This is a genomic window from Desulforamulus hydrothermalis Lam5 = DSM 18033, from assembly GCF_000315365.1.
Lineage (GTDB): Bacteria > Bacillota > Desulfotomaculia > Desulfotomaculales > Desulfotomaculaceae > Desulfotomaculum > Desulfotomaculum hydrothermale.
In genome coordinates this window covers 112,004-133,488 of sequence record NZ_CAOS01000015.1, presented here as the reverse complement: position 1 = coordinate 133,488, position 21,485 = coordinate 112,004, and the positions used below count along the sequence as shown (strand labels likewise).

23 protein-coding genes and 1 pseudogene are annotated in these 21,485 nt (G+C 47.4%); 23 read left to right on the top strand and 1 reads right to left on the bottom strand.

All coding sequences use genetic code 11. The features are described 5' to 3' along the window. Positions 1-66: 66 nt before the first annotated feature. Entirely contained in the window at positions 67-225 is a 159-nt protein-coding gene (locus tag DESHY_RS14335) for a hypothetical protein (protein WP_162829808.1), read from the bottom strand. Positions 226-656: 431 nt separating this feature from the next. On the opposite strand from DESHY_RS14335, the gene DESHY_RS13165 reads away from it, so the two are divergent. From DESHY_RS13165 to ytvI, 23 genes and pseudogenes are all read left to right on the top strand, one after another. Then, positions 657-932 (top strand): hypothetical protein, encoded by a 276-nt coding sequence (locus DESHY_RS13165; RefSeq protein ID WP_008413482.1) that lies wholly within the window; start codon positions 657-659, stop codon positions 930-932. 573 nt (positions 933-1,505) lie between these two features. Next, entirely contained in the window at positions 1,506-1,874 is a 369-nt protein-coding gene (locus DESHY_RS13160) for a Na-translocating system protein MpsC family protein (RefSeq protein WP_008413480.1), read from the top strand. Positions 1,875-2,168: 294 nt separating this feature from the next. Next, positions 2,169-3,623, top strand: a complete 1,455-nt coding sequence (locus DESHY_RS13155; protein ID WP_008413479.1) for an SLC13 family permease — start codon at positions 2,169-2,171, stop codon at positions 3,621-3,623. 173 nt (positions 3,624-3,796) lie between these two features. Next, positions 3,797-5,080: an ArsB/NhaD family transporter gene (locus DESHY_RS13150; RefSeq protein ID WP_008413478.1), complete on the top strand. Its 1,284-nt coding sequence runs from the start codon at positions 3,797-3,799 to the stop codon at positions 5,078-5,080. A gap of 85 nt (positions 5,081-5,165) precedes the next feature. Next, entirely contained in the window at positions 5,166-6,083 is a 918-nt protein-coding gene (gene ligD / locus DESHY_RS13145) for a non-homologous end-joining DNA ligase (protein ID WP_008413477.1), read from the top strand. A 74-nt stretch (positions 6,084-6,157) separates the two neighbouring features. Then, complete coding sequence (gene dprA, locus DESHY_RS13140; RefSeq protein ID WP_008413476.1) at positions 6,158-7,249, top strand: DNA-processing protein DprA; 1,092 nt, start codon at positions 6,158-6,160, stop codon at positions 7,247-7,249. A 135-nt stretch (positions 7,250-7,384) separates the two neighbouring features. Then, complete coding sequence (topA, locus tag DESHY_RS13135) at positions 7,385-9,514, top strand: type I DNA topoisomerase (RefSeq protein WP_008413475.1); 2,130 nt, start codon at positions 7,385-7,387, stop codon at positions 9,512-9,514. Between the two features lie 84 nt (positions 9,515-9,598). After that, entirely contained in the window at positions 9,599-9,877 is a 279-nt protein-coding gene (locus tag DESHY_RS13950; protein ID WP_008413474.1) for a hypothetical protein, read from the top strand. A gap of 6 nt (positions 9,878-9,883) precedes the next feature. Then, the gene (trmFO, locus tag DESHY_RS13130) at positions 9,884-11,200 is read left to right on the top strand and encodes an FADH(2)-oxidizing methylenetetrahydrofolate--tRNA-(uracil(54)-C(5))-methyltransferase TrmFO (protein WP_008413471.1); all 1,317 of its coding nucleotides are present in this window, start codon (positions 9,884-9,886) and stop codon (positions 11,198-11,200) included. 98 nt (positions 11,201-11,298) lie between these two features. Continuing rightward, entirely contained in the window at positions 11,299-12,195 is an 897-nt protein-coding gene (xerC, locus tag DESHY_RS13125; protein ID WP_008413470.1) for a tyrosine recombinase XerC, read from the top strand. Between the two features lie 31 nt (positions 12,196-12,226). After that, positions 12,227-12,757 (top strand): ATP-dependent protease subunit HslV, encoded by a 531-nt coding sequence (gene hslV / locus DESHY_RS13120; protein ID WP_048818169.1) that lies wholly within the window; start codon positions 12,227-12,229, stop codon positions 12,755-12,757. 19 nt (positions 12,758-12,776) lie between these two features. Next, positions 12,777-14,179 (top strand): annotated as a pseudogene (gene hslU / locus DESHY_RS13115) (ATP-dependent protease ATPase subunit HslU). A gap of 29 nt (positions 14,180-14,208) precedes the next feature. After that, entirely contained in the window at positions 14,209-14,994 is a 786-nt protein-coding gene (codY, locus tag DESHY_RS13110; RefSeq protein WP_008413467.1) for a GTP-sensing pleiotropic transcriptional regulator CodY, read from the top strand. A gap of 48 nt (positions 14,995-15,042) precedes the next feature. Next, positions 15,043-15,267 (top strand): hypothetical protein, encoded by a 225-nt coding sequence (locus tag DESHY_RS13105; RefSeq protein WP_048818168.1) that lies wholly within the window; start codon positions 15,043-15,045, stop codon positions 15,265-15,267. A gap of 170 nt (positions 15,268-15,437) precedes the next feature. Then, positions 15,438-16,136, top strand: coding sequence for a 30S ribosomal protein S2 (gene rpsB, locus DESHY_RS13100; RefSeq protein ID WP_008413466.1), 699 nt, complete (start codon positions 15,438-15,440; stop codon positions 16,134-16,136). A gap of 201 nt (positions 16,137-16,337) precedes the next feature. Further along, on the top strand, positions 16,338-16,991 hold the full coding sequence (tsf, locus tag DESHY_RS13095; RefSeq protein ID WP_008413465.1) for a translation elongation factor Ts: 654 nt from the start codon (positions 16,338-16,340) through the stop codon (positions 16,989-16,991). Positions 16,992-17,069: 78 nt separating this feature from the next. Continuing rightward, positions 17,070-17,798, top strand: a complete 729-nt coding sequence (gene pyrH, locus DESHY_RS13090; protein WP_008413464.1) for a UMP kinase — start codon at positions 17,070-17,072, stop codon at positions 17,796-17,798. Further along, on the top strand, positions 17,791-18,345 hold the full coding sequence (gene frr, locus DESHY_RS13085) for a ribosome recycling factor (protein WP_008413463.1): 555 nt from the start codon (positions 17,791-17,793) through the stop codon (positions 18,343-18,345). Before pyrH ends, frr begins: the two co-directional genes overlap by 8 nt. Further along, a complete protein-coding gene (locus tag DESHY_RS13080; RefSeq protein ID WP_008413461.1) occupies positions 18,345-18,557 on the top strand; it encodes a PASTA domain-containing protein in 213 nt (70 codons plus the stop codon). Before frr ends, DESHY_RS13080 begins: the two co-directional genes overlap by 1 nt. Continuing rightward, on the top strand, positions 18,547-18,711 hold the full coding sequence (locus DESHY_RS13075; RefSeq protein ID WP_008413459.1) for a 4Fe-4S binding protein: 165 nt from the start codon (positions 18,547-18,549) through the stop codon (positions 18,709-18,711). Before DESHY_RS13080 ends, DESHY_RS13075 begins: the two co-directional genes overlap by 11 nt. A 56-nt stretch (positions 18,712-18,767) precedes the next feature. Beyond that, positions 18,768-19,556 carry an isoprenyl transferase gene (locus DESHY_RS13070; RefSeq protein WP_008413457.1) on the top strand — a complete coding sequence of 263 codons (789 nt, stop codon included), beginning with the start codon at positions 18,768-18,770 and terminating at the stop codon, positions 19,554-19,556. Positions 19,557-19,560: 4 nt separating this feature from the next. Beyond that, a complete protein-coding gene (locus tag DESHY_RS13065) occupies positions 19,561-20,355 on the top strand; it encodes a phosphatidate cytidylyltransferase (RefSeq protein ID WP_337999098.1) in 795 nt (264 codons plus the stop codon). A 25-nt stretch (positions 20,356-20,380) separates the two neighbouring features. Continuing rightward, positions 20,381-21,469, top strand: a complete 1,089-nt coding sequence (gene ytvI, locus DESHY_RS13060; protein WP_008413455.1) for a sporulation integral membrane protein YtvI — start codon at positions 20,381-20,383, stop codon at positions 21,467-21,469. Positions 21,470-21,485 lie beyond the last annotated feature (16 nt).

The window sequence follows — 21,485 nt, the reverse complement described above, 5'->3', positions numbered from 1 at the left end:
AGACAATAGACAAAGGAAAGTCAAGGTGGTTTAATGATCACCTGCCAGCAACTTGTCGAAGCAGGGTTACAGCCCTTGATGAGCGTAAGGAGTCATTGGGGTGGCGCCCACATCCTGTGGGCGCCGGTCGAACCTGGCCAGGAGGGTCAGTTTGAGGCGACCCCAAGGGCGACCGGAGCGAATCATAGTGCTGCCGGTGCGCAGACCGGAGCTAAAGGTAATCATAAACCACGGTTAATGTTTGTTGACACTTTGAGCGACTTCTCAGTCGCTTTTTTTATGGTTAAAAAATAAATCTTGTTCCCCTGTCCGGATTTTTGTAGCGGCATTGATAAAGAGGTTTTCATGGTCATAAGAAGTTATTCCGGACCAAACAAACCGCTGATCGGCAAGCAATCAAAGCAACTTTCTTAATATTTTGCAAACTGCTGAAATAAGAACTGATGTTTAGATTGGGCAAGTAATTTAATGTCAATTAGCTTAAATCAGACTGTACAAAATTTTACGAAACAGTTAATTTAAGAAAAAGCAAAAAAGGCAGACAAAGTGCGAAGTGAACCTTGGCATTGGGTAGGCCGGCACGACTTGCGGGTTTTTCCGTATTTTGTGCCGGCCTTTTTGATTCGGTGGTATAATAATAAAAAGGGGGGTTAGTGATGTACGGTACCTCAAAGTGCGGCAAGTGCGCCCGTAAAGAAACATGCGATATCCGGCTTCATCTCAGCCGTCTAATCAAAGAGGCCATCCAAAATGCCGAAGCGGGCATAAAAGAACTGGCACCCAGGGAGATTGACTATGTTATTCTGACGGATATTTCAGTGATTCCTGTCCGCTGCCAAAACTATCTCAGCCTGGAGGAAAGCAAGGAAGAACAGGGCGTAAAGGAAAGTTTTTTTTACCATGGAGGAGCCCTGGCCCCCACAGCCGTTTAACTGCCGAGGACACAGCAAGTTATAAACGGTCGGCTTTTTAAGAGAGGATTGTTCCTAAAGCAATTTTAGCTTTTTTGCAACCCCGTATTCAGAGCGATATAGCGCTTTAAACAAGCATCCCGTTGTACAAAAAGGGGATGCTTGTTTATTTTTGGGCTTTGCCGCCTGGGGCGGGCCCTTTTGGGCCGGCCCTTGTTTGTTTAATGACGTATTTCAGGTTACATCTCAATACTTTAGGCAGTGGCCGGTTGCGGCCCGGCCAATTTTTTAAGCTGTGCGGCAGCAAGGGGTATTTTTATTAAGAAACTTTAAAAGTTGTGAAATTATTATCAATACGAAGGCAGAGGGAGTAATCGCGACAAAATCCAGAGTCAAACAAATATTTAGAACTGTACAGAATTATTTTAAATCTGTACGTTAAAGACACAAATATTTGTCATTACAACATAAATTTATTTGTCATGCAAAACCACAAGACGGCTTTATTGTTTGTCAGGATTTTAAGTTGGTCAATGCAAATTACTTTTATTTTATATTTATGCCGGGAAATTTGTCGTAAAAGGGGGAGGGGGCTTGAGCCGGCAGATATTGCTAGAGAGACAAATTTGTGAAGCCTTTATAAAGTTTCAACGGGAACTGGTAGGCCGAGGACCGGAAATCACCAGGGCCATGATTTGCCGGGATATGGTAATTGTTCGGTCCAAAGGTGTTCTTACCAAAGAAGAAAAGCATGTAAGCAACAGCCGCAAAGGCCGGGCGCTGGTGAAACAGCTTCGCATGGAATTGCGGGAGTCATACCTTGAGCAAATTGAGAAGTTGATTGCTGATTTAACCAATTGCCAGGTTGTAAGCAGCCACGGTGACATCAGTATTCGCACCGGGGAACAAATTGAAGTATTCATTCTCAATACGGATCTGGAAAAAAAATTAAAATCAATCTGACTGGCCTGCAACTGAGGTAGGTTGACAGGCGAGTTGCAGGTTAAATGTTGGTAGACCGGATGCGAAGCCGGAACAGGCTTGGTATAAAGTAAACCAACGTTATCTTGGTTCTTTGGGCCAAATAACGTTGGTTTTTATTTTTTAGGAAAGGAGGGCTATGTTTAAGTATTTATATTTAGTGTTGTTAAGTTTGCACACCTAATGTCAGGTTGTTGAAAAATTGTTATTTCAAAGCAGAGTGGGTTGGTAAATATATTTTTGACTAATAAGCACCTTAATTAATTTTACGGGGTGATGGCTGTGAACAGTGAATTAAAACGTTATTTCTTTGTACTTTTAGGTTTTGCAATCTTACTGTTGTTTTACTTTATGCCACCTTTAAATCCTGCGGTTGATCCTATGGGTAAAACCTTTGAACTGTCGCAAGCGGGCAAAGCAGGCTTGGGTCTGTTTTTGTTGGCCGGTATCTGGTGGGTGTTTGAAGTTATACCAATTGGTGTTACCAGTATTGCCATCGGTGTTTTGCAGCCGGTCTTCGGCATCCGGCCGGCTAAGGAGGCTTTTCGGGATTTTATGGACCCCACGGTGATGTTTATTTTAGGCTCTTTGCTGGTGGGGTTGGCCTTTACCCAGTGTGGCATAACGAAACGCATAGCTTATAAAATGCTGGTTATAGTGGGGGAAGATACTCGTAAAATCCTGTTGGGGGTTTTTGTGTTGACGGCCCTGTTAACTCACGTGATGGCCCATACTGCGGTAGCCGGCACCATGTTTCCCATTTTAATGTCTATTTTAGCCTTGTACGGCGGCGATCTGAACAAACCCAGTAAATTTGGTAAAGCTTTATTTATCGGCATGGCTTTTGCAGCCGGTGCGGGCAGTATTTGCACCTTGATGGGCGGCGCCCGCAACCCTGCGGCGGTTGGTTTTTACAAAGAATTTACCGGTCAAGACGTTAGCTTTTTGCAATTCTCTGCCGCTTTGGCTCCCTTTGGCTGGGTCACGGTCTTCCTGATCTTTTTCCTGATGATTACCATTTTTAAACCGGAAAAAATCAAAGTACCCGGTCTGCGCCAGCGGGCCCAGCAAGAGCTGGCTAAATTAGGCCCTATCAGCAAACAGGAAATTTTTGTCTTGGTCGTGGTAGCCCTTGCCTTGTGCACCTTGATTTTCCAAAAGTTTATTCCCGCCCTAAAGGGTATGGACCGTTCAGTTCCTTTGCTGGCAGCAGGGTTGATCTTCTTCATCACTAAAGTCCTTACTGTTAAAGACCTGGAAAAATCGATCCCCTGGAATATAGTATTGTTGTTCTCCGGGGCCATGAGTATCGGTTTTGCCCTGTGGCAAACCGGTGCTGCGGAATGGATGGCGGTCAGCTGGTTGTCTTTAATTAAGGATGCGCCCTGGTTGGTGTTCCTGCTGGGTATTTCACTGCTGGTATTGATCTTAACCAACTTTATTATGAATGTGGCAGCTATTTCCATCTGCCTGCCGGTGGCTCTGGTTATTGCCAAATACCTGGGAGTTAACCCGGAGATCGTGCTGTATTCATCAGTGGCCATGGCCGGTATGCCCTTCCTGCTGCTGATCGGTGCGGCACCCAACGCCATTGCTTATGAATCTAAACAATTCAGTACCGGCGAGTTCTTTGTAACCGGCATTCCGGCCAGTTTAGCCATCCTGGCCATGGTGGCCATCTTCTCTTTAACCTTCTGGCCCATTATCGGCATTCCTGCATTAGTACATTAAACATATAAAAATTATGTGTTAAATACTTGGTAAAACCCTGGTTTTACATAACCAGGGTTTATTTGAATTATTTGTTTTTGGCAAAGTCATTGTAATGACATGGCAGGAGGATTATAATACTTGGTGGTGGCGGTGACAATACCATAAAAAACTAATTGCTGAGGTGATGCGTCGTGGAGGGAAACAGTCAAGTCATATTTGCAACCGCCGTTTTTTTAATTTCATACGCAATTATTATTTCCGAAAAAATTCACCGTACCGTGGTGGCTCTGTTTGGGGCCATGATCCTTATTATTGCCGGTGTGCTGCACCAGGAAGAGGCTGTTAAAGCCATTGATTTTAATACTATCGGCCTGCTGGTGGGTATGATGATTATTGTGGGTATTACCAGGCGCTCCGGCGTGTTTGAGTATCTGGCGGTCAAGGCCGCCAAGCAAAGCAAGGGCGAACCCCTGGCCATTATGGTGGCGCTGTCGCTTATTACTGCAGTATTGTCTGCCCTGCTGGACAACGTAACCACCGTGCTGTTAATTGTACCTGTAACCTTCTCCATTGCCCGGGCGCTGGAAATTAACCCGATGCCCATATTGCTGGCTGAGGTGCTGGCTTCCAACATCGGTGGAACCGCTACCCTCATCGGCGACCCGCCGAACATTATGATTGGTTCCGCCGTCGGCCTTGGTTTTATGGATTTTGTAGTTAACTTAGCTCCGGTTGTAATTGTTATTATGGTTGTCACTATTTATTTATTGAAGTGGATTTACCGCAAACAATTTGTGGTGCGGGAAGAATTAAAAAGAAATATTATGGCCATGAATGAAAAGGATGAAATTAAGGATCCTGTATTGCTTAAGAAATCGCTTTTTGCCTTGGCGGTTACCATTTGCGGTTTCTTGCTGCACCAGTATGTCCACCTGGAATCTGCCACCATTGCCCTGTTCGGCGCGGCCCTGCTGCTGCTGCTGACCAGGGAGGAACCGGAACACGCATTGGAAGCGGTGGAATGGCCTGTCATTTTCTTCTTTGCCGGCCTGTTTATTCTGGTAGGCGGCTTGGAAGAAGTGGGCGTTATTGAATGGATAGCTCAAAAGGCGCTGGAGTTAACCGGCGGGGAACTGCTCACCACCGGTATGCTGATCCTCTGGCTGTCGGCCATTGCTTCTGCCTTTGTGGACAATATCCCCTTTGTGGCCACCATGATTCCTTTGATCCAGGATATGGGCCGCTTGGGCGGCATTGCCAACCTGGATCCCCTGTGGTGGTCCTTGGCCCTGGGGGCCTGCCTGGGCGGCAACGGTACCATCATTGGTGCTTCAGCCAACGTGGTGGTGGCCGGTATGGCGGAAAAGCAGGGTATTCGCTTTACTTTCCTGGGCTTTATGAAAGTGGCCTTCCCGCTCATGCTGGTATCTATTATCATATCTTCTGTGTACCTGTACTTTTTCTACTTAACCTAATTGTTATGCCAGCCCCGGCTTTGGCCGGGCTATTTTTTTTCTGCCGGGGTACAACTAGTAACGGTTGGGGAAAGGAGGATGCAGTTTGGTTGCCACCGCTGTTACAGAAGTAACCCTGGAAGGAAAACAACTTAAGCTCTCTAATTTAAGCAAGTTAATATGGCCGGAAGGCTTGACCAAAGCTCATTTAATAAAGTATTATACGGACATTGCGCCCTTTTTGTTGCCTCACATCAAAGGGCGGCCCCTGGTGATGAAACGCTATCCCCACGGCGTGTCAGGTGAATATTTTTACCACAAGGAATGTCCGGATTATGCACCCGAATGGATGCAAACCGTCAGCATCAGGCACAGTAAAAAAAGGGTAAATTATATTGTCTGTCATGATACGGCCACACTGGTTTGGCTGGCTAATCAGGGTTGCATTGAAATGCACGCCTGGCTATCCCGCCATCCCCGGGTGGAATATCCGGATTTAGCGGTTATTGATTTGGATCCGGGCCGGCAGGCTGCCTTTCAAGATGTCCTGGCGGTGGCCGAAGTGGTGCGCCAAGTGCTTGATTACCTTGGTTTACTGGGTTTTCCCAAAACCTCGGGAGCGGCAGGGATACATATTTTTATTCCCATAAGGCCTGTTTATACTTTCCGGGAAGTCACCGGTGCGATGGAGTGGCTGGCCGGTTTGGTAACCCGGGCAGTGCCCGACAAGGCCACCGTCACCAGGGCGCTGGCAGCAAGGGAACCCCACAAAGTATATGTAGACTATTTGCAAAACACCCGGGGTAAAAGTATGGCCTGGACTTATAGCTTAAGACCGTTGCCCGGAGCGCCTGTATCAACCCCTGTTTTATGGGAAGAAATCGAAGCCGGATGTATCATGCCGTCAGATTTCACCCTCAATACTGTCTTCTGCCGGCTGAAGGAACTGGGGGATTTGCACCATGACATGTTTAAGCAGGCGCAGGACTTATCCCAAATTCTTTCTTTAACGGCGAATTCATAAAAATTTAGCAACTTGGAAGGAAAAACCATTTGCCATCCCGAAAGTGGTAAAAATCTTACTGCAGGGGTGGTATCTTGCAAAACCGGGAATATTGGATTTGCTGGCAGCTACTTATGCCCGGCGCCGGCCGACGGGTTTGGGAGATAATAAATTATTTCGGCTCCCCCGAACAGGCCTGGCAGGCCAGCCAGAACCGGCTGGCGGCCATTCCTTTGCTTGGTCGCGAGGGTGCCCGCCGGTTGGTCAAGCGGCGGGAAAGTTTACAGTATCACCGGCTGCTGTCCTATCTTGAAAAAATAAATTGTCAAATTATAACCATTGCTGACTCAGGGTACCCGCCGTTGTTAAAAGCCATTTATGACCCGCCGCCGGCTCTTTTTGTCAGAGGTCATTTGCCGGATGTGGAACAAGCAGCTCTGGCCATAGTTGGTTCCCGGCGGCCTACACCCTACGGGCTGGCTGCTGCTGAGTCCTTTGCGGCTGAACTGGCGGGAACAGGCCTAACTATTGTCAGCGGCATGGCCAGGGGTATTGACAGTGCGGCACATCACGGGGCGCTGCGTACCGGCTGCACAATTGCTGTTCTGGGATGCGGCCCGGATGTTGTATATCCCAGGGAGAATGAAAGGCTGATGAAGCAAATTATGGAAAAAGGGGCGGTGCTGACAGAGTATCCCCCGGGTACAGTACCCCAACCATGGCATTTTCCCAGCCGTAATCGTATTATCAGTGGCTTGAGTCGGGGCGTGCTGGTTGTTGAAGCAGCGGCAAAAAGCGGGGCACTGATTACGGCTGATTTAGCCCTTGAACAGGGAAGGGAGGTTATGGCTGTACCGGGTAATATTAACAGTAACCTGAGTGCCGGTACCAATTTGCTTATTCGTCAGGGGGCCAGGCTGGTAACCAGGCCGGCAGACGTGTGCGAGGAGTTGGGCCTGGGGGATCTGTCCCTGGGGCAGGCCCCAAAGAGTTTGGCTGCATATGATCTAACCGGTTTGGAAATAAAGGTGTTGCATGCTTTAACTCATCTGCCCCAGTCGATGGAGGAAATTGTTGCGGCATGTCGATTAGAAGCCGGCCAGGTGGCAGCGGCCCTCACCGTCCTGGAGCTGCGGGGGTTAGCCCGGATGCTGCCGGGGAAAATGTATGCGGCAGCCGGACTGTAACAGTTATTGTTCTAAAAGGATATAACTTCTGATACATTGTAAAAGAAGTAAGGGAAGGTAATAATAGTTTCAAAAATAAGCCAACCCTTACTGATGAGAGCATGAGCACAGGCTTTCGTAAATGGGGTGTATTGATTGAGTAAAACACTGGTAATAGTAGAATCACCGGCCAAAGCAAAAAGCATTGGCAAATATCTGGGCAGAAACTATACAGTAAAGGCTTCCATGGGACATTTGCGTGATCTCCCCAAAAGCCAGTTTGGTGTGGATGTGGAAAACAACTTTGCGCCCAAGTATATTGCCATCAGGGGCAAGGGGGATATTATCAAAGACTTGCGTGCCGCTGTCAAAAAGGCGGATCGCGTGCTGTTGGCCTCTGACCCTGACCGTGAAGGGGAGGCGATTGCCTGGCACTTAACTAAATTATTAGATATTGACGAAAACAGTCCCTGCCGGATTGAGTTCAATGAGATAACTCCCAAAGCCATTGAACAGGCGGTTCAACAGCCGCGCCCCATCGACCTGGACAGGGTGAATGCCCAGCAGGCCCGAAGAATTTTAGACCGCCTGGTAGGGTACAACCTGAGCCCGTTGCTCTGGCGTAAAGTAAAGAAAGGCTTGTCTGCCGGCCGGGTACAATCAGTGGCGGTGCGGTTAATTTGCGACCGGGAAGAAGAAATCCGAGCTTTTGTGCCTGAAGAATACTGGAGCCTCACCGCCAAATTTGTTAAGTCGGGGAAATCTCCCTTTGAGGCAAAACTTCATAAGTACCGGAATCAAAAAATCCACATTGCCAACCGGGAAGCCATGGAGCAAATTTTAGCTGATCTTAAGGGAGCGTCTTTCCGGGTAAACAGCGTAAGCCGCAAGGAAAAGCTGCGTCATCCGGCAGCTCCTTTTACCACCAGCTCTCTGCAGCAGGAAGCATCCAGAAAGTTGAACTTTACCTCCCGTAAAACCATGGTAGTGGCTCAACAGCTTTATGAAGGTTTAGAGTTGGGCAAGGAAGGACCGGTAGGTCTGGTAACTTATATTCGTACCGACTCCACCAGGGTGTCTGAAACCGCTGTGCAAGAAGCAAGAAAATTTATTAATGAAAGGTTTGGCCCGGCTTACTTGCCGCAGCAGCCAAGGCAGGCTGCCGGCAAAGGCAAGGTGCAGGATGCCCACGAGGCTATTCGCCCCACCTCGGTTTACCGGGATCCGGAGTCTGTTAAGGGATTTTTGACCAACGATCAATACAAACTATATAAATTAATCTGGTCCAGATTTTTAGCCAGCCAGATGGCGCCGGCGCTGATAGATACCACCGGCATAGATATTGCCGCCGGGGATTATGTTTTCCGGGCTGCCGGTTCGATTGTCAAATTTCCGGGTTTTATGCAGGTTTATATTGAAGGCAATGATGACGGGGTTAAGGAAGAAGAAAAATTGTTGCCTGAACTGGCTGAGGGGGATAAACTGCAGGCTAAAACTCTTACACCAAAACAGCACTTTACCCAACCGCCGCCCCGCTATACAGATGCCACGCTGGTCAAGGTTTTGGAAGAAAAAGGAATTGGGCGTCCCAGCACATATGCGCCTATTGTGGAAACCATTCAAAAACGCGGTTATGTGGTAAGGGAAAATAAACAGTTTTACCCCACCGAGCTGGGGATGATTGTGGTAGAGCTGCTGAAGCAATATTTTCCCGAGATAATAAATATTGAATTTACTGCCGAAATGGAAGAAAAGCTGGATCGCATAGCTGAAGGTGAGCAACAGTGGTCCGGTGTTTTACAAGAATTTTACCGGCCCTTTGTCAAAACCCTGGCAACGGCGGAGGAGCAGATTGGTAAAGTTGAGGTTGCTGATGAAGTAACCGACGAGATTTGTGAGCAATGCGGCAGGCAGATGGTAATAAAATTAGGACGTTATGGTAAATTTTTGGCCTGTCCGGGTTTCCCGGCATGCCGCAATACCAGGCCGTTGCTTGAACCAACCGGGGTAAAGTGTCCCCGTTGCGAAGGTGAAATGGTATTAAGGCGCAGCAAAAAGGGCCGTAAATTTTACGGTTGCAGCAAGTATCCGGATTGCGACTTTGTTACCTGGGATACGCCTACCAATGAAAAGTGTCCTCATTGCCATGCCATGATGGTGGAAAAAACAAGCCGCGGCAAGGAAAAAAACTTGCAGTGTGTCAATGAAGACTGTCCCTCTCAAGGTAACAGGAGCGGTACGCCCAAGAGGGCAGCCGCAGTTAAAAAGAAAGCAAGTAAAAAGTAAAGACTTTTAACAAAAGTTAAACCAGAGTGTTGATAAATATTACGGGGTTAATGAACCTTTTTAGCTCCCCGACAGCACTGTAATTTGCTGCGGTCCCCACTGGGAACGCCGGCGGCCCACCCGCCCCGGATCGGCCGGCGCCCACATCCTGTGGGCGCCACCCCAACGGTTCCCTTCGCTTCGCTCGACAAGTGCTGTTTCCGGCGCATTGACAAATTCGGCGGGGATCATAAAACATACAGAAGGTGCTTAGACAGGAACAAAAGGGAAATCAAGATTTGTCATTATTTGCAACTGCAGATTGACGGTTTCGGTTTTATGGTTAACGCTAATATTTACATTACCGGCTTAACAGGAGGCTAATCAGTAATGACAGAAAACAGGGTTACGGTTATCGGGGCCGGCCTGGCAGGATCAGAAGCGGCCTGGCAGTTAGCCCGCCGCGGTGTAGCTGTTGATCTTTACGAGATGAGACCTTACAAGTATCCGCCTGCCCACCACACCCCGTATTTTTCTGAACTGGTGTGCAGCAATTCCCTGCGAGCTGCTGCTCTGGAAAACGCGGTAGGTTTATTAAAGGAAGAAATGCGGCAGTTGAATTCCTTAATTATTCAAGCGGCGGACGCTCAACGGGTACCGGCCGGCGGTGCCCTGGCCGTGGATCGGGAAGGGTTTGCTAAATTTATTACCGAACGATTGGAACAACACCCGCTGGTTTCGGTACACCGCCAGGAGGTAACCAGGTTGCCGGAGCGGGGGATCGTTATTATTGCTTCCGGCCCCCTGACGTCAGAGGCGTTGTCACAGGAAATTGCCAGGTTGACAGGTGAACAATACCTTTACTTTTACGATGCGGCAGCTCCCATTGTAACTCTGGAGTCTTTGGATATGACCAAAATCTTCCGGGCGTCACGTTACGGCAAAGGGGAAGAAGCCTACCTGAACTGTCCCATGACCCGGGAAGAATACGATGTTTTTTACGAAGCATTGCTTAAAGCGGAGAGGGTGCCTTTAAAGTCCTTTGAAAAACAAATTCACTTCGAAGGTTGCATGCCGGTGGAGGTTTTGGCCGCCCGGGGCAAGGAAACGCTTCTTTACGGGCCTTTAAAACCGGTGGGGTTAATTGATCCCGGTACGGGCAAGCGTCCCTACGCGGTTGTTCAATTAAGGCAGGATAATGCAGCCGGTACCCTTTTCAATCTGGTGGGGTTTCAAACCAATCTTAAATGGGGCGAGCAACAGCGAGTCTTTCGGCTGATTCCCGGGCTGGAACAGGCTGAGTTTGTGCGCTACGGCGTAATGCACCGCAATACCTATATTAATTCTCCTGTTTTGCTGAAACCCACCCTGCAAATGAAACAACACGAAACCATCTTTTTTGCCGGGCAGATCACCGGGGTGGAAGGCTATGTGGAGTCGGCAGCCGCCGGATTAATTGCGGGAATAAACGCCGCCAGGCTGCAGAAGGGGCAAAAACTACCGGTATTCCCGGCGGAAACCGCCCATGGAGCACTCATCAATTATATTACTACCGCTTGCAGCGGCAACTTCCAACCGATGAATGTTACCTTTGGACTGTTTCCCGAACTGCCGGTGCGCCTGAAAGGAAAGAAAGAACGTGGCCAAGCGCAGGCGGCCCGGGCTTTGCAAAAACTTAAAGAATGGTCGGTTGCGGAGCAGATTTAAGATGTGTCTCTTGTGAATTGTCAAAAGGTAGTTGCAATTTAAAGTTACCTTATGGTATATTTTATTAAGCGTCATATTTCGACATTTAGTGGTTCGCCATGTATACAAATATAGATAACTTTATTGATTATTTAAAGCTCCAGAAAAATTTTTCCCACCGTACGGTGGAAGCATATCAGAAAGATTTGTTTGACGGCCTGGATTTCTTTGCTTCCCTGCTGTCTGTACCTGTTGAACAAATGCGGCCCTCTGACATTAACAGCAAGTTGATGCGAAGTTACCTGGCCCATTTACAGCAGAGAAAACTAAGCCGGGCCACTGTGGCCAGAAGACTGGCCTCCTGGCGGTCTTTTTTTAAGTTTTTATATAATAACGGGATAATTTTTGCCAACCCTATGGTAAAGTTGGTCAATCCCAAACGAGAAAAAAGGTTGCCTAAATTTTTATATGAGTCAGAGGCGCAGCGGTTGGTGGAAGCGCCGGATAACAGCCCGCTGGGTTGCCGCGATAAGGCTTTGCTGGAACTGCTGTATGCCACAGGTATCAGGGTGTCTGAGCTGGTCGCCTTGGATCTGCCGGATCTTGATTTGAACCGCAGTTATTTAAGAGTATTGGGCAAAGGGTCTAAAGAACGGATAGTCCCTTTGCATAATCAGGCAGTGGCAGTGTTGGCACATTACTTGCAAAACATCAGACCTGGCTTGGTGCAGGGCAATAACCGGGCTGTGTTTGTTAATTACAGGGGTGGCCGCCTCAGTGATCGGGGTGTGCGAAAAATAATTGATAAGTACTGTACTTTGGTAGGGCTAAAGAATAACATCAGCCCCCATGCCATCAGACATTCTTTTGCTACCCATTTGCTGGACAACGGCGCAGACTTGCGCAGTGTTCAGGAACTGTTAGGTCATGTTTCGTTGTCTACCACCCAGATTTATACCCATGTGACCAAACAAAAATTAAAGAAAGTATACAAGCTGCACCACCCAAGGGCCTAGCCTGAGATGCGTAAATAAGGAAGGGATATTTGTGTTTCATGCTACAACTATAGTTGCCGTGAAAAGAGGATCATGTGTGGCGGTGGCCGGTGACGGTCAAGTCACTTTTGGTCAAAATACCATTATGAAGCACACTGCCCGCAAGGTAAGGCGGCTGTACCACGGGCAGGTGGTGGCCGGCTTTGCCGGTTCGGTGGCGGATGCTTTTACCTTGTTTGAAAAATTTGAAGGCAAGCTGGAAGAATATCATGGAAACTTAATGCGGGCAGCGGTTGAACTAGCCAAGGATTGGCGCACTGATAAATACCTGCGCACCCTGGAGGCCATGCTGATTGTAGCAAACCAGGAACACTTACTGGTGTTATCGGGAAACGGTGAAGTTATTGAACCGGATGAAGGGGTTACTGCCATTGGTTCCGGCGGTCCTTACGCCCTGGCAGCTGCCAGGGCTTTGCTTAAACATACCAACCTGTCGCCACGGGAGGTAGCCGGGGAAGCCCTAAATATTGCTGCAGATATTTGCGTATATACGAATAAACATATTTTGGTGGAGGAAATTTGATTTTGAAGGAGTTGAGCCGATGGAGGCCCTGACCCCAAGGGAAATTGTCGCTGAACTTGATAAATATATTGTCGGGCAAGAAAAGGCGAAAAAAGCAGTGGCGGTGGCTTTGCGAAACAGATATCGCCGCAGTAAGTTGCCGGAAGATTTGATTGACGAAGTAGTGCCGAAAAATATCTTAATGATCGGGCCCACCGGTGTGGGTAAAACGGAAATTGCCCGCCGTCTGGCAAAGCTGGTGAGAGCACCCTTCGTTAAGGTGGAGGCAACCAAGTTTACAGAAGTAGGCTACGTGGGCAGGGATGTTGAGTCAATGGTCAGGGATCTGGTAGAAACCTCCATCCGCATGATGAAACAGGAGAAGATGGAGGAGGTTGAAGAACGAGCCAGACGCATGGCTGATGAGCGTATCGTTGAATTGCTGGCTCCCTTGCCCGGACGGCCTGCGCCTTCCAAAAATCCCTTTGAAATGTTATTTGGCGGCATGCCGGACAACCAGGATGACAATAATAAGGCTTGGGAACAGCAGCACAGCCGGATAAAGTTTGAAAGGGAAACATTGCGGGAAAAACTGGCTCGGGGAGAACTGGAAAACGAGTTTTTGGAAATTGAAGTGGAAGATAACCACATGCCCATGCTGGAGGTTTTCAGTAACACCGGTGTTGAAGAAATGGGCGTCAATATGCAGGATGTTTTAGGCAGTATCTTCCCCAGAAAAAAACGCAGACGCAAGGTTACCGTTAAGGAGGCCCGCAAAATTCTAACCCAGCAGGAAGCCCAAAAACTTATTGATATGGATGAGTTAACCGCGCAGGCGGTAAAACGGGCTGAGGAGCACGGGATTATTTTCCTGGACGAAATCGATAAAATTGCTACCAGAGAAGGCAGCCATGCCGGTGCGGATGTTTCCCGGGGGGGCGTGCAAAGGGATATTTTGCCTATTGTAGAAGGATCCACCGTGATGACTAAGTACGGTCCGGTTAAAACTGACCATATCCTGTTCATTGCTGCCGGTGCCTTTCATATAACCAAACCTTCGGATTTGATTCCGGAGTTGCAAGGGCGATTTCCTATCCGTGTTGAGCTGGAAAGTTTGAGCAGAAGTGACTTTGAACAAATACTGACAGAGCCACGCAACTCTTTGATTAAACAATACACTGAACTTTTGTTGACTGAAGGGGTTAAGATAGAATTTTCAAAAATTCACTTGTAGAAATCGCAGATATTGCTTATACTGTTAATGAACAAAATGAAAATATAGGTGCCAGACGACTGCATACCATACTGGAAAAGTTACTGGAAGACATTTCCTTTGAGGCACCCGAGCTTAAAGGGCAGTCATTCACGATTGACAGTGCTTACGTTCGTGAGAAACTAAAAGATGTTGTAGCAAACCGTGATTTAAGTCGTTATATTCTCTAATCATTAATCAAAGCAGGGAGAGTGACAGAATGAGAAGTCTATTGGAAAGAACTCGCACTATCAATAAGTTATTGCAAAAATCCGCAGGATACCCGGTTGATTTTGGTGAGATTGCAGAGGTACTGTCTGATAATATTGAGTGCAACTGCTATATTATTGATCGCCGGGGGCGCGCTCTGGGCTACAAGTTTATGCCGCAATTTTCCTGTGACATTATGAAAGACATTGTAGAAGGTTCCAAACGTTTTCCGGAGGAGTATAACGAAAGCCTGTTAGGCATTAACGAAACTCATGCTAACTTTTGCCAGGCTTATGATGCTTGCGTTTTCTTTGAAGAAGAAAAGTGCAAGGGTCAAAACAAAGTAACAACAGTGGTGCCGATTGTGGGGGCAGGCTCTCGTTTGGGTACCCTGGTTCTGGCTAAGTTTAACCAGAACTTTACAGACGAAGATTTGATTTTGGCTGAATACGGTGCTACTGTGGTTGCTATGGAAATTTTACGCGCCCGGGCCGGCCGTATGGAAGAGGAAGCTCGCAAAAAAGCAGCCGTACAGATTGCCCTGGGAACCCTGTCCTACTCTGAGTTGGATGCTGTACAGCATATTTTTGAACAGCTGGAAGGCGACGAAGGAGTACTGGTAGCCAGCAAAATTGCCGACCGGGTGGGCATTACCCGCTCGGTAATTGTAAACGCACTGCGCAAGTTTGAAAGTGCCGGCGTTATTGAATCCAAATCCCTGGGGATGAAGGGGACTTACATCAGGGTATTGAACGACAGGTTGATCGAAGAACTACAAAGACTCAAGCATAATTAAAACTAAGGGGCTTTTTGGCATCTGACTTTAAGGGAAAGTTAGATACAGGTGTGGTTTATCATCCCCTGCCGGCAACTTGTTGAAGCACCGGTAACGGCGCTTGATGAGCTTGGAGCCATTGCGGCCGACAAAACGGGCCGGGAGTGGCGCTCCGGCACCGGTGCGCAGCTCAATGCGGTCGGTGCAAAGACAGGAGCTAAAGGGGATTATAATCCGCCGCAGAAGATTGGCGGACAGTTTTTAACTTGGGTGCCCGGGGCACCTGAGTTTTAATTTGTTAGGCATATGGTACTTGCGCTGTCTGATGTATTATGCTAAAATATCCCTTGGTGTTAATTACACACGTTGTCTGATTCGTGCAAGGTTGCCTGTTTGCTAAGGTCTTGCCGGAGATGAGGGTAACGGAGGTTTAAAAACACGGCAGGGAGGAGGTGTAACTAGCTATGGCAGTTATCTCCATGAAGCAATTATTGGAAGCAGGCGTTCATTTTGGCCACCAGACCCGTCGCTGGAACCCCAAAATGGCTCCTTATATTTTCACTGATCGCAACGGTATTTATATCATTGACCTGCAAAAAACCGTTAAAAAAGTGGAAGAAGCCTATGAGTTTGTAAAACAGCTGGCTGCAGAAGGCGGTAGCCTGTTGTTTGTAGGAACCAAAAAGCAAGCTCAGGAGGCTGTTAAGGAAGAAGCCGAACGTTGCGGTATGTTCTATGTGAATCAGCGTTGGCTGGGTGGTATGCTGACCAACTTCCAAACCATCCGTCAGCGTATTGATAGATTGCATGAACTGGAGCGTATGGAAGAAGACGGCACCTTTGACGTTTTGCCAAAGAAGGAAGTTGCCCGGCTTCTGCATGAAAAAGAGAAACTGGATAAATTCCTTGGTGGCATTAAGAATATGCGCCGTCTGCCCGGGGCTCTGTTCGTAATTGATCCCCGGAAGGAACGCATCGCAGTGGCAGAAGCTCGCAAGCTCGGCATTCCCATTGTAGCCATTGTTGATACAAACTGCGATCCTGATGAGGTTGATTACGTAATTCCCGGTAACGATGACGCTATTCGGGCAGTAAAGCTGCTTACCGCCAAGATTGCTGATGCTGTTTTGGAAGGTAAACAGGGTGAACAAGTCGCAGAGTAGAGTGTTAGGTAGAGGGCGTCTGCAAACACGGGAGGCCCCTACCTTTTTTTATACGTTCTTTTAAATGGTATAACATGGGAGTTAGCCTTAAGCTAAGGGTTTGTCAGGTTATAATTGTGGTTATAATACCACAAGGTTAATTAACCTGATATCGCATATTAGATAATCATGATAATGGCAGGATAAAGGAGGATATTTGTCATGGCAGAAATTTCTGCAAGTATGGTAAAAGAACTGAGAGAGCGGACCGGCGCCGGTATGATGGACTGCAAAAAAGCCCTGGCGGAAGTAGGCGGCGATATGGAGAAAGCTGTTGAATTCCTGCGGGAAAAGGGTCTGGCTGCTGCTGCTAAGAAAGCCGGCAGAATTGCCGCCGAAGGCATTGTCGAAGCGTACATACACGGTGGCGGCCGTATCGGGGTCCTGGTAGAAATCAACTGTGAAACTGATTTTGTGGCCAAAAACGAAGATTTTCGTGCCCTGGCTAAGGATATTGCCATGCAGATTGCGGCTGCCAAACCGGAATATGTGCGTCGCGAAGAAGTGCCTGCCGAAACGATTGAAAAAGAACGTGAAATTTTAAGAGCCCAGGCATTAAATGAAGGTAAACCCGAAAAAATTGTTGAAAAAATGGTTGAGGGCCGCATTGAAAAGTATTACAAAGAAGTGTGCCTGCTTGAGCAGCCCTTCATTAAGGACAGTGACAAGACCGTACAACAGGTGATTAACGAAGCTATTGCCAAGATCGGTGAAAAGATTGACGTGCGTCGTTTTACCCGCTATGAAATGGGCGAAGGCCTGCAAAAGCGTCAGGATGATTTTGCCGCTGAAGTGGCAGCACAAATCAAGTGCTAATACTTTTTAATGAGAAGCTAAAGGACTTTGAAAAAGATTGTAGAATAACAGAACTACCAGACTGGAGGACACCCATTTATGGTAACTCCCAAGTTTCGGCGGGTTATCCTGAAATTGAGCGGCGAAGCGCTGGCAGGGCAAAAAGGATACGGCATTGATCCCGATGTCGTAAACTCTATTGCCAGGCAGATCAAGGACATCATTGAATTAAGAGTGCAGTTGGCCATTGTGGTTGGCGGCGGTAATATCTGGCGGGGGATTTCCGGCAGCACCAAAGGCATGGACAGAGCTACCGCTGACTATATGGGTATGCTGGCCACTGTCATAAATTCACTGGCTCTCCAGGATGCCCTGGAAAAACATGATGTGGACACCCGGGTACAGACTGCCATTGAAATGCGGGCGGTGGCTGAATCATATATTCGGCGCCGTGCCATCAGACACATGGAAAAGGGACGGGTGGTTATTTTTGCGGCAGGTACCGGTAACCCGTATTTTTCCACTGATACAACGGCAGCCCTCAGGGCGGCTGAAATTGAGGCGGAAATTATATTGATGGCCAAGCAGGTCGACGGGGTTTACGAAGCCGATCCTTTAAAGAACCGCAATGCCAGAAAGTTCGATGAACTGTCTTATATTGAAGTGCTGAATCGTGGCCTGCAGGTTATGGATTCTACCGCCGTTTCGCTTTGTATGGATAACCAAATACCTTTGCTGGTGTTTAATTTAAACGAAGAAGGCAATATTAAAAGAGCAATCCTTGGGGAACGGATAGGAACCTTTGTTGGGGGGGAATTAAATGATTAAAGAAATTATATCTTCTGCAGAAGATAATATGAAAAAGACTGTGGAAGTTGTTCGTAAAGAATTTGCTTCTTTACGGGCCGGTCGTGCAACCCCTGCTTTGTTGGATAAGGTGACCGTTTCGTATTATGGAACACCTACCCCACTAAACCAACTTGCCAATATTTCTGTACCGGAAGCCCGGATGCTGGTTATTCAACCCTGGGATAAAAGCGTCATCCCGGAAATTGAAAGAGCTATTTTAAAGTCTGATCTGGGTATTACGCCTACCAGTGACGGTACTGTTGTGCGCTTGGTAATACCTCAGTTAACCCAAGAACGCCGGACCGAGCTGGTAAAGGTTGTGAAGAAAAAAGCGGAAGAAGGCCGTGTGGCTGTTCGTAATATCCGGCGGGATGTTAACGATGTACTGAAGGTTAAACAAAAAGAAGGTGTGCCCGAAGATGAAGTGAAACGGGGCCAGGAAGATTTGCAAAAAATCACGGACAAATATATTAAAGAAATTGATGAAATGGTAAAATCCAAAGAACAGGAGATTATGCAAGTCTAATGATCCCCGATGTTTTGGGCTACCGGCTTGATGATGCGCTTTCATTGCTGCAAAAACAAGGTTGCCGGACAAGTGTTATTATGACAGGGCCGCCCCGCCGCAATCCTGACGGGTTAAAGCGAGTGGTAAAAATGCAGACCCAGGGAGATCAGGTGATTTTAACAGTGGCATGTGAGGAGAAGGGGAAAGGAGGTATACACCATGGCATATAAAATCACAGATGAGTGTATAGCTTGCGGCACCTGCCTGGAGACTTGCCCCTACCATGCCATTGAGGAGGGCGACATCTTTAAAATTACCATGGCATGCGAGAACTGCGGGACATGTATGGATATTTGCCCTGCCGGAGCCATTATTGAAGAGTAATGAGTAAACCCCCTTCAAATCCGGAAGGGGGTTGTTTACATTGGAGGCTTAATGTAATGTTTAAGAAAATTACCGGTCTGTTTAACAGATACCAGTCACCGGAGGATGAAAACCGGCTCCTGCAATCCTTGGACCGCACCAGGCTGCCGCATCATATTGCCATAATCATGGACGGTAACGGCCGCTGGGCCCAGCGGAGGGGTATGCCCAGATCCTTGGGGCATCGGGCCGGAGTGGAGTCCTTGCGCAATATTGTTCAATTATGTTCTGAATTAGGTATTCAAGTATTAACCTGTTATGCTTTTTCCACAGAAAACTGGAAACGGCCGGTAGAAGAAGTTAATTTTCTTATGAATTTGCTGGTAGAATATCTGCATAAGGAACTGGACGAGTTGCATGGCAAAAATGTGAGAATCAATGCCATCGGTCGCTTGTCAGAGTTGCCTCAAGGTGCCCGGGAGGCGTTGGAAAATGCTTGCCGCACTACCGCCGGCAACTCCGGTTTAATTTTGAATCTGGCTCTTAATTACGGCGGCCGCAAAGAAATTACAGACGCCGTAATTAAAATAGCTCAGCAGGTAAAAGAAAATAAAATTGATGTAAAAGATATTGATGAAAAATTAATCAGTGAGCATTTGTATACAGCGGGTCTGCCGGATCCTGATTTGCTGGTAAGGCCTTCCGGCGATTATAGAATCAGCAACTTTCTGCTCTGGCAGCTGGCTTACACGGAATTTTGGCTGTCTGATGTGATGTGGCCTGATTTTAGGCGGATTCATCTAATCCAAGCCATACTGGCTTATCAAAGTCGGGAACGGCGTTTTGGTGGATTAATTAAAAAGTAGGTTGGTGGACAAATTGCTGCACTTGCGAGTGCTGAGCGCCTTGGTGGGAATACCGATAGCCCTGCTGGCTGCCTGGTATGGCAGTTGGTTGCTCTGGCTTATAACCATGCTGATATTTACGGCAGCTGCATTAGAGATGACAACCATTCTTAAAGGTCTGGGGTTGCAACCTGCCGGTTGGATAATACAAATCGGAGGCTTAATTCTGTTTGCCGGCGCATACCAATATAAAGATACAATAATTAATGTTATTTATGTCTTGTTAGTGCTGATTAATCTCTTGTGGTTAGTCTTTTGTTACCCTAAAAAAACGCCGACAGATGTTTTTGCTAACTTGGCAGCTACTTTATATTTAGGAAACCTGGTTTTTCTTTACCTGACACGGGAGCTCCCCGGAGGCTTGGCCTGGTTGCTGTTAATATTAACCACCACCTGGGCCAGCGATACTTTTGCCTACTTTGTGGGGCGAGCAATAGGCCGGCATAAGCTGGCACCGCTGCTTAGCCCCAAAAAAACCGTTGAAGGTGCTGTGGGAGGAGTCGCGGGTGCAGCCCTGACAGCCTGTTTGCTGGCGCAATTTTTGCCTGACCTGCCTGTGCAGCCGGTTGTATTGTTGGGAGCTCTGGTTGGGATTGCTTCCTTATTGGGTGATTTGTTTGAATCAGCCATCAAAAGACAGGCCGGAGTGAAGGATTCCGGACATCTTATCCCAGGTCACGGGGGTATATTGGACCGTTTTGACAGCCTGCTGATTACCACCCCTTTGGTATACTACATTGTTAAACTGTTTATAATTTGAATATAAATTTATTGAGGTGAGAAGTTTGCCGTCGTGGCTGAAGACCGCCTTGAATTACGTATTGGCGGGTCTACTTCTTTTAGCAGCTTTCTTTATCTTAGATAAAATATCACAGTATATCATCAAAGGGGTTACATTTGTCCTTCCCTTAATTACTCCTTTTATTATTGCTTTGTTTATCAGCTTTTTACTGGAACCGGTAGTCGGGGTATTGCAGAGCAAGGTCCGCCTGTCCCGAGGTCCGGCCGTAGCACTGGCCATGTTGTTCTTACTTTCTTTGGTGGGATCTGTTATTACCCTGTTATTATTGCGGCTGACAGCTGAATTGATTCATTTATCCAAAACCTTGCCATACATAATCCTTGATATACAGCACTGGGTCGAAGTATCATTGCCGAAATTTTACCGGTTTTATGGTGAACTGCCGCCGGCAGTTACGGATTACATTCAACAGTCCTTTGGTTCAGCGGCGCAAACTTTGCAAGATTTCTTAAGCATTACGCTTAATTCACTGTTAAGTACGTTTTCAGCAGTACCGGGAATTATTACATTAATAATTGTCAGTTTTCTTGCCACTTATTTTATCAGTAAGGACAGGCGTGTCTTAACCAGGCAGTGGTTGCGGGTGTGGCCGGCTCCTTACGGTGAACAAAGCCTGCAAGTGATAAAAGAAGTGGTAGAGGCGTTTGTATCTTATTTAAAGGCACAAGGTGTTTTGGTTAGCATAAGCACGTTAATCAGTATTATCGGCCTATACTTAATTGGGGCGGAATATGCTTTGACAATGGGCCTGTTGATCGGCTTTTTTGATATAATACCTGTGCTGGGACCGGGCACGGTTGTGCTGCCTTGGGTGGGCTGGTCCTTTTTGACCGGCAATGCTGTTTTTGGCAGCAAACTGCTGGTTTTATACCTGGTTATTTTGGTTACCAGGCAGCTTTTGGAAACCAAAGTGGTGGCCACCAACCTGGGACTGCACCCTTTGGCTACCCTGGTGGCCTTGTTTGTAGGTTTTAAGGTATTGGGGTTTTTGGGCATGGTTGCCGGGCCTATTTTGTTAATTGCCGTACAGGCAGTTATTAAAGCAGGAATTCCCACTCCAAGGGTGAAATAAAATAACTGAGGTGCCA

Bases quoted from the DNA above. Each gene is read 5' to 3' on its own strand.
- DESHY_RS14335 (WP_162829808.1), bottom strand. From the start codon at position 225: ATGATTACCTTTAGCTCCGGTCTGCGCACCGGCAGCACTATGATTCGC.
- DESHY_RS13165 (WP_008413482.1), top strand. From the start codon at position 657: ATGTACGGTACCTCAAAGTGCGGCAAGTGCGCCCGTAAAGAAACATGC.
- DESHY_RS13155 (WP_008413479.1), top strand. From the start codon at position 2,169: ATGGCTGTGAACAGTGAATTAAAACGTTATTTCTTTGTACTTTTAGGT.
- trmFO (WP_008413471.1), top strand. From the start codon at position 9,884: ATGACAGAAAACAGGGTTACGGTTATCGGGGCCGGCCTGGCAGGATCA.
- xerC (WP_008413470.1), top strand. From the start codon at position 11,299: ATGTATACAAATATAGATAACTTTATTGATTATTTAAAGCTCCAGAAA.
- codY (WP_008413467.1), top strand. From the start codon at position 14,209: ATGAGAAGTCTATTGGAAAGAACTCGCACTATCAATAAGTTATTGCAA.
- rpsB (WP_008413466.1), top strand. From the start codon at position 15,438: ATGGCAGTTATCTCCATGAAGCAATTATTGGAAGCAGGCGTTCATTTT.
- tsf (WP_008413465.1), top strand. From the start codon at position 16,338: ATGGCAGAAATTTCTGCAAGTATGGTAAAAGAACTGAGAGAGCGGACC.
- pyrH (WP_008413464.1), top strand. From the start codon at position 17,070: ATGGTAACTCCCAAGTTTCGGCGGGTTATCCTGAAATTGAGCGGCGAA.
- frr (WP_008413463.1), top strand. From the start codon at position 17,791: ATGATTAAAGAAATTATATCTTCTGCAGAAGATAATATGAAAAAGACT.
- DESHY_RS13080 (WP_008413461.1), top strand. From the start codon at position 18,345: ATGATCCCCGATGTTTTGGGCTACCGGCTTGATGATGCGCTTTCATTG.
- DESHY_RS13075 (WP_008413459.1), top strand. From the start codon at position 18,547: ATGGCATATAAAATCACAGATGAGTGTATAGCTTGCGGCACCTGCCTG.
- DESHY_RS13070 (WP_008413457.1), top strand. From the start codon at position 18,768: ATGTTTAAGAAAATTACCGGTCTGTTTAACAGATACCAGTCACCGGAG.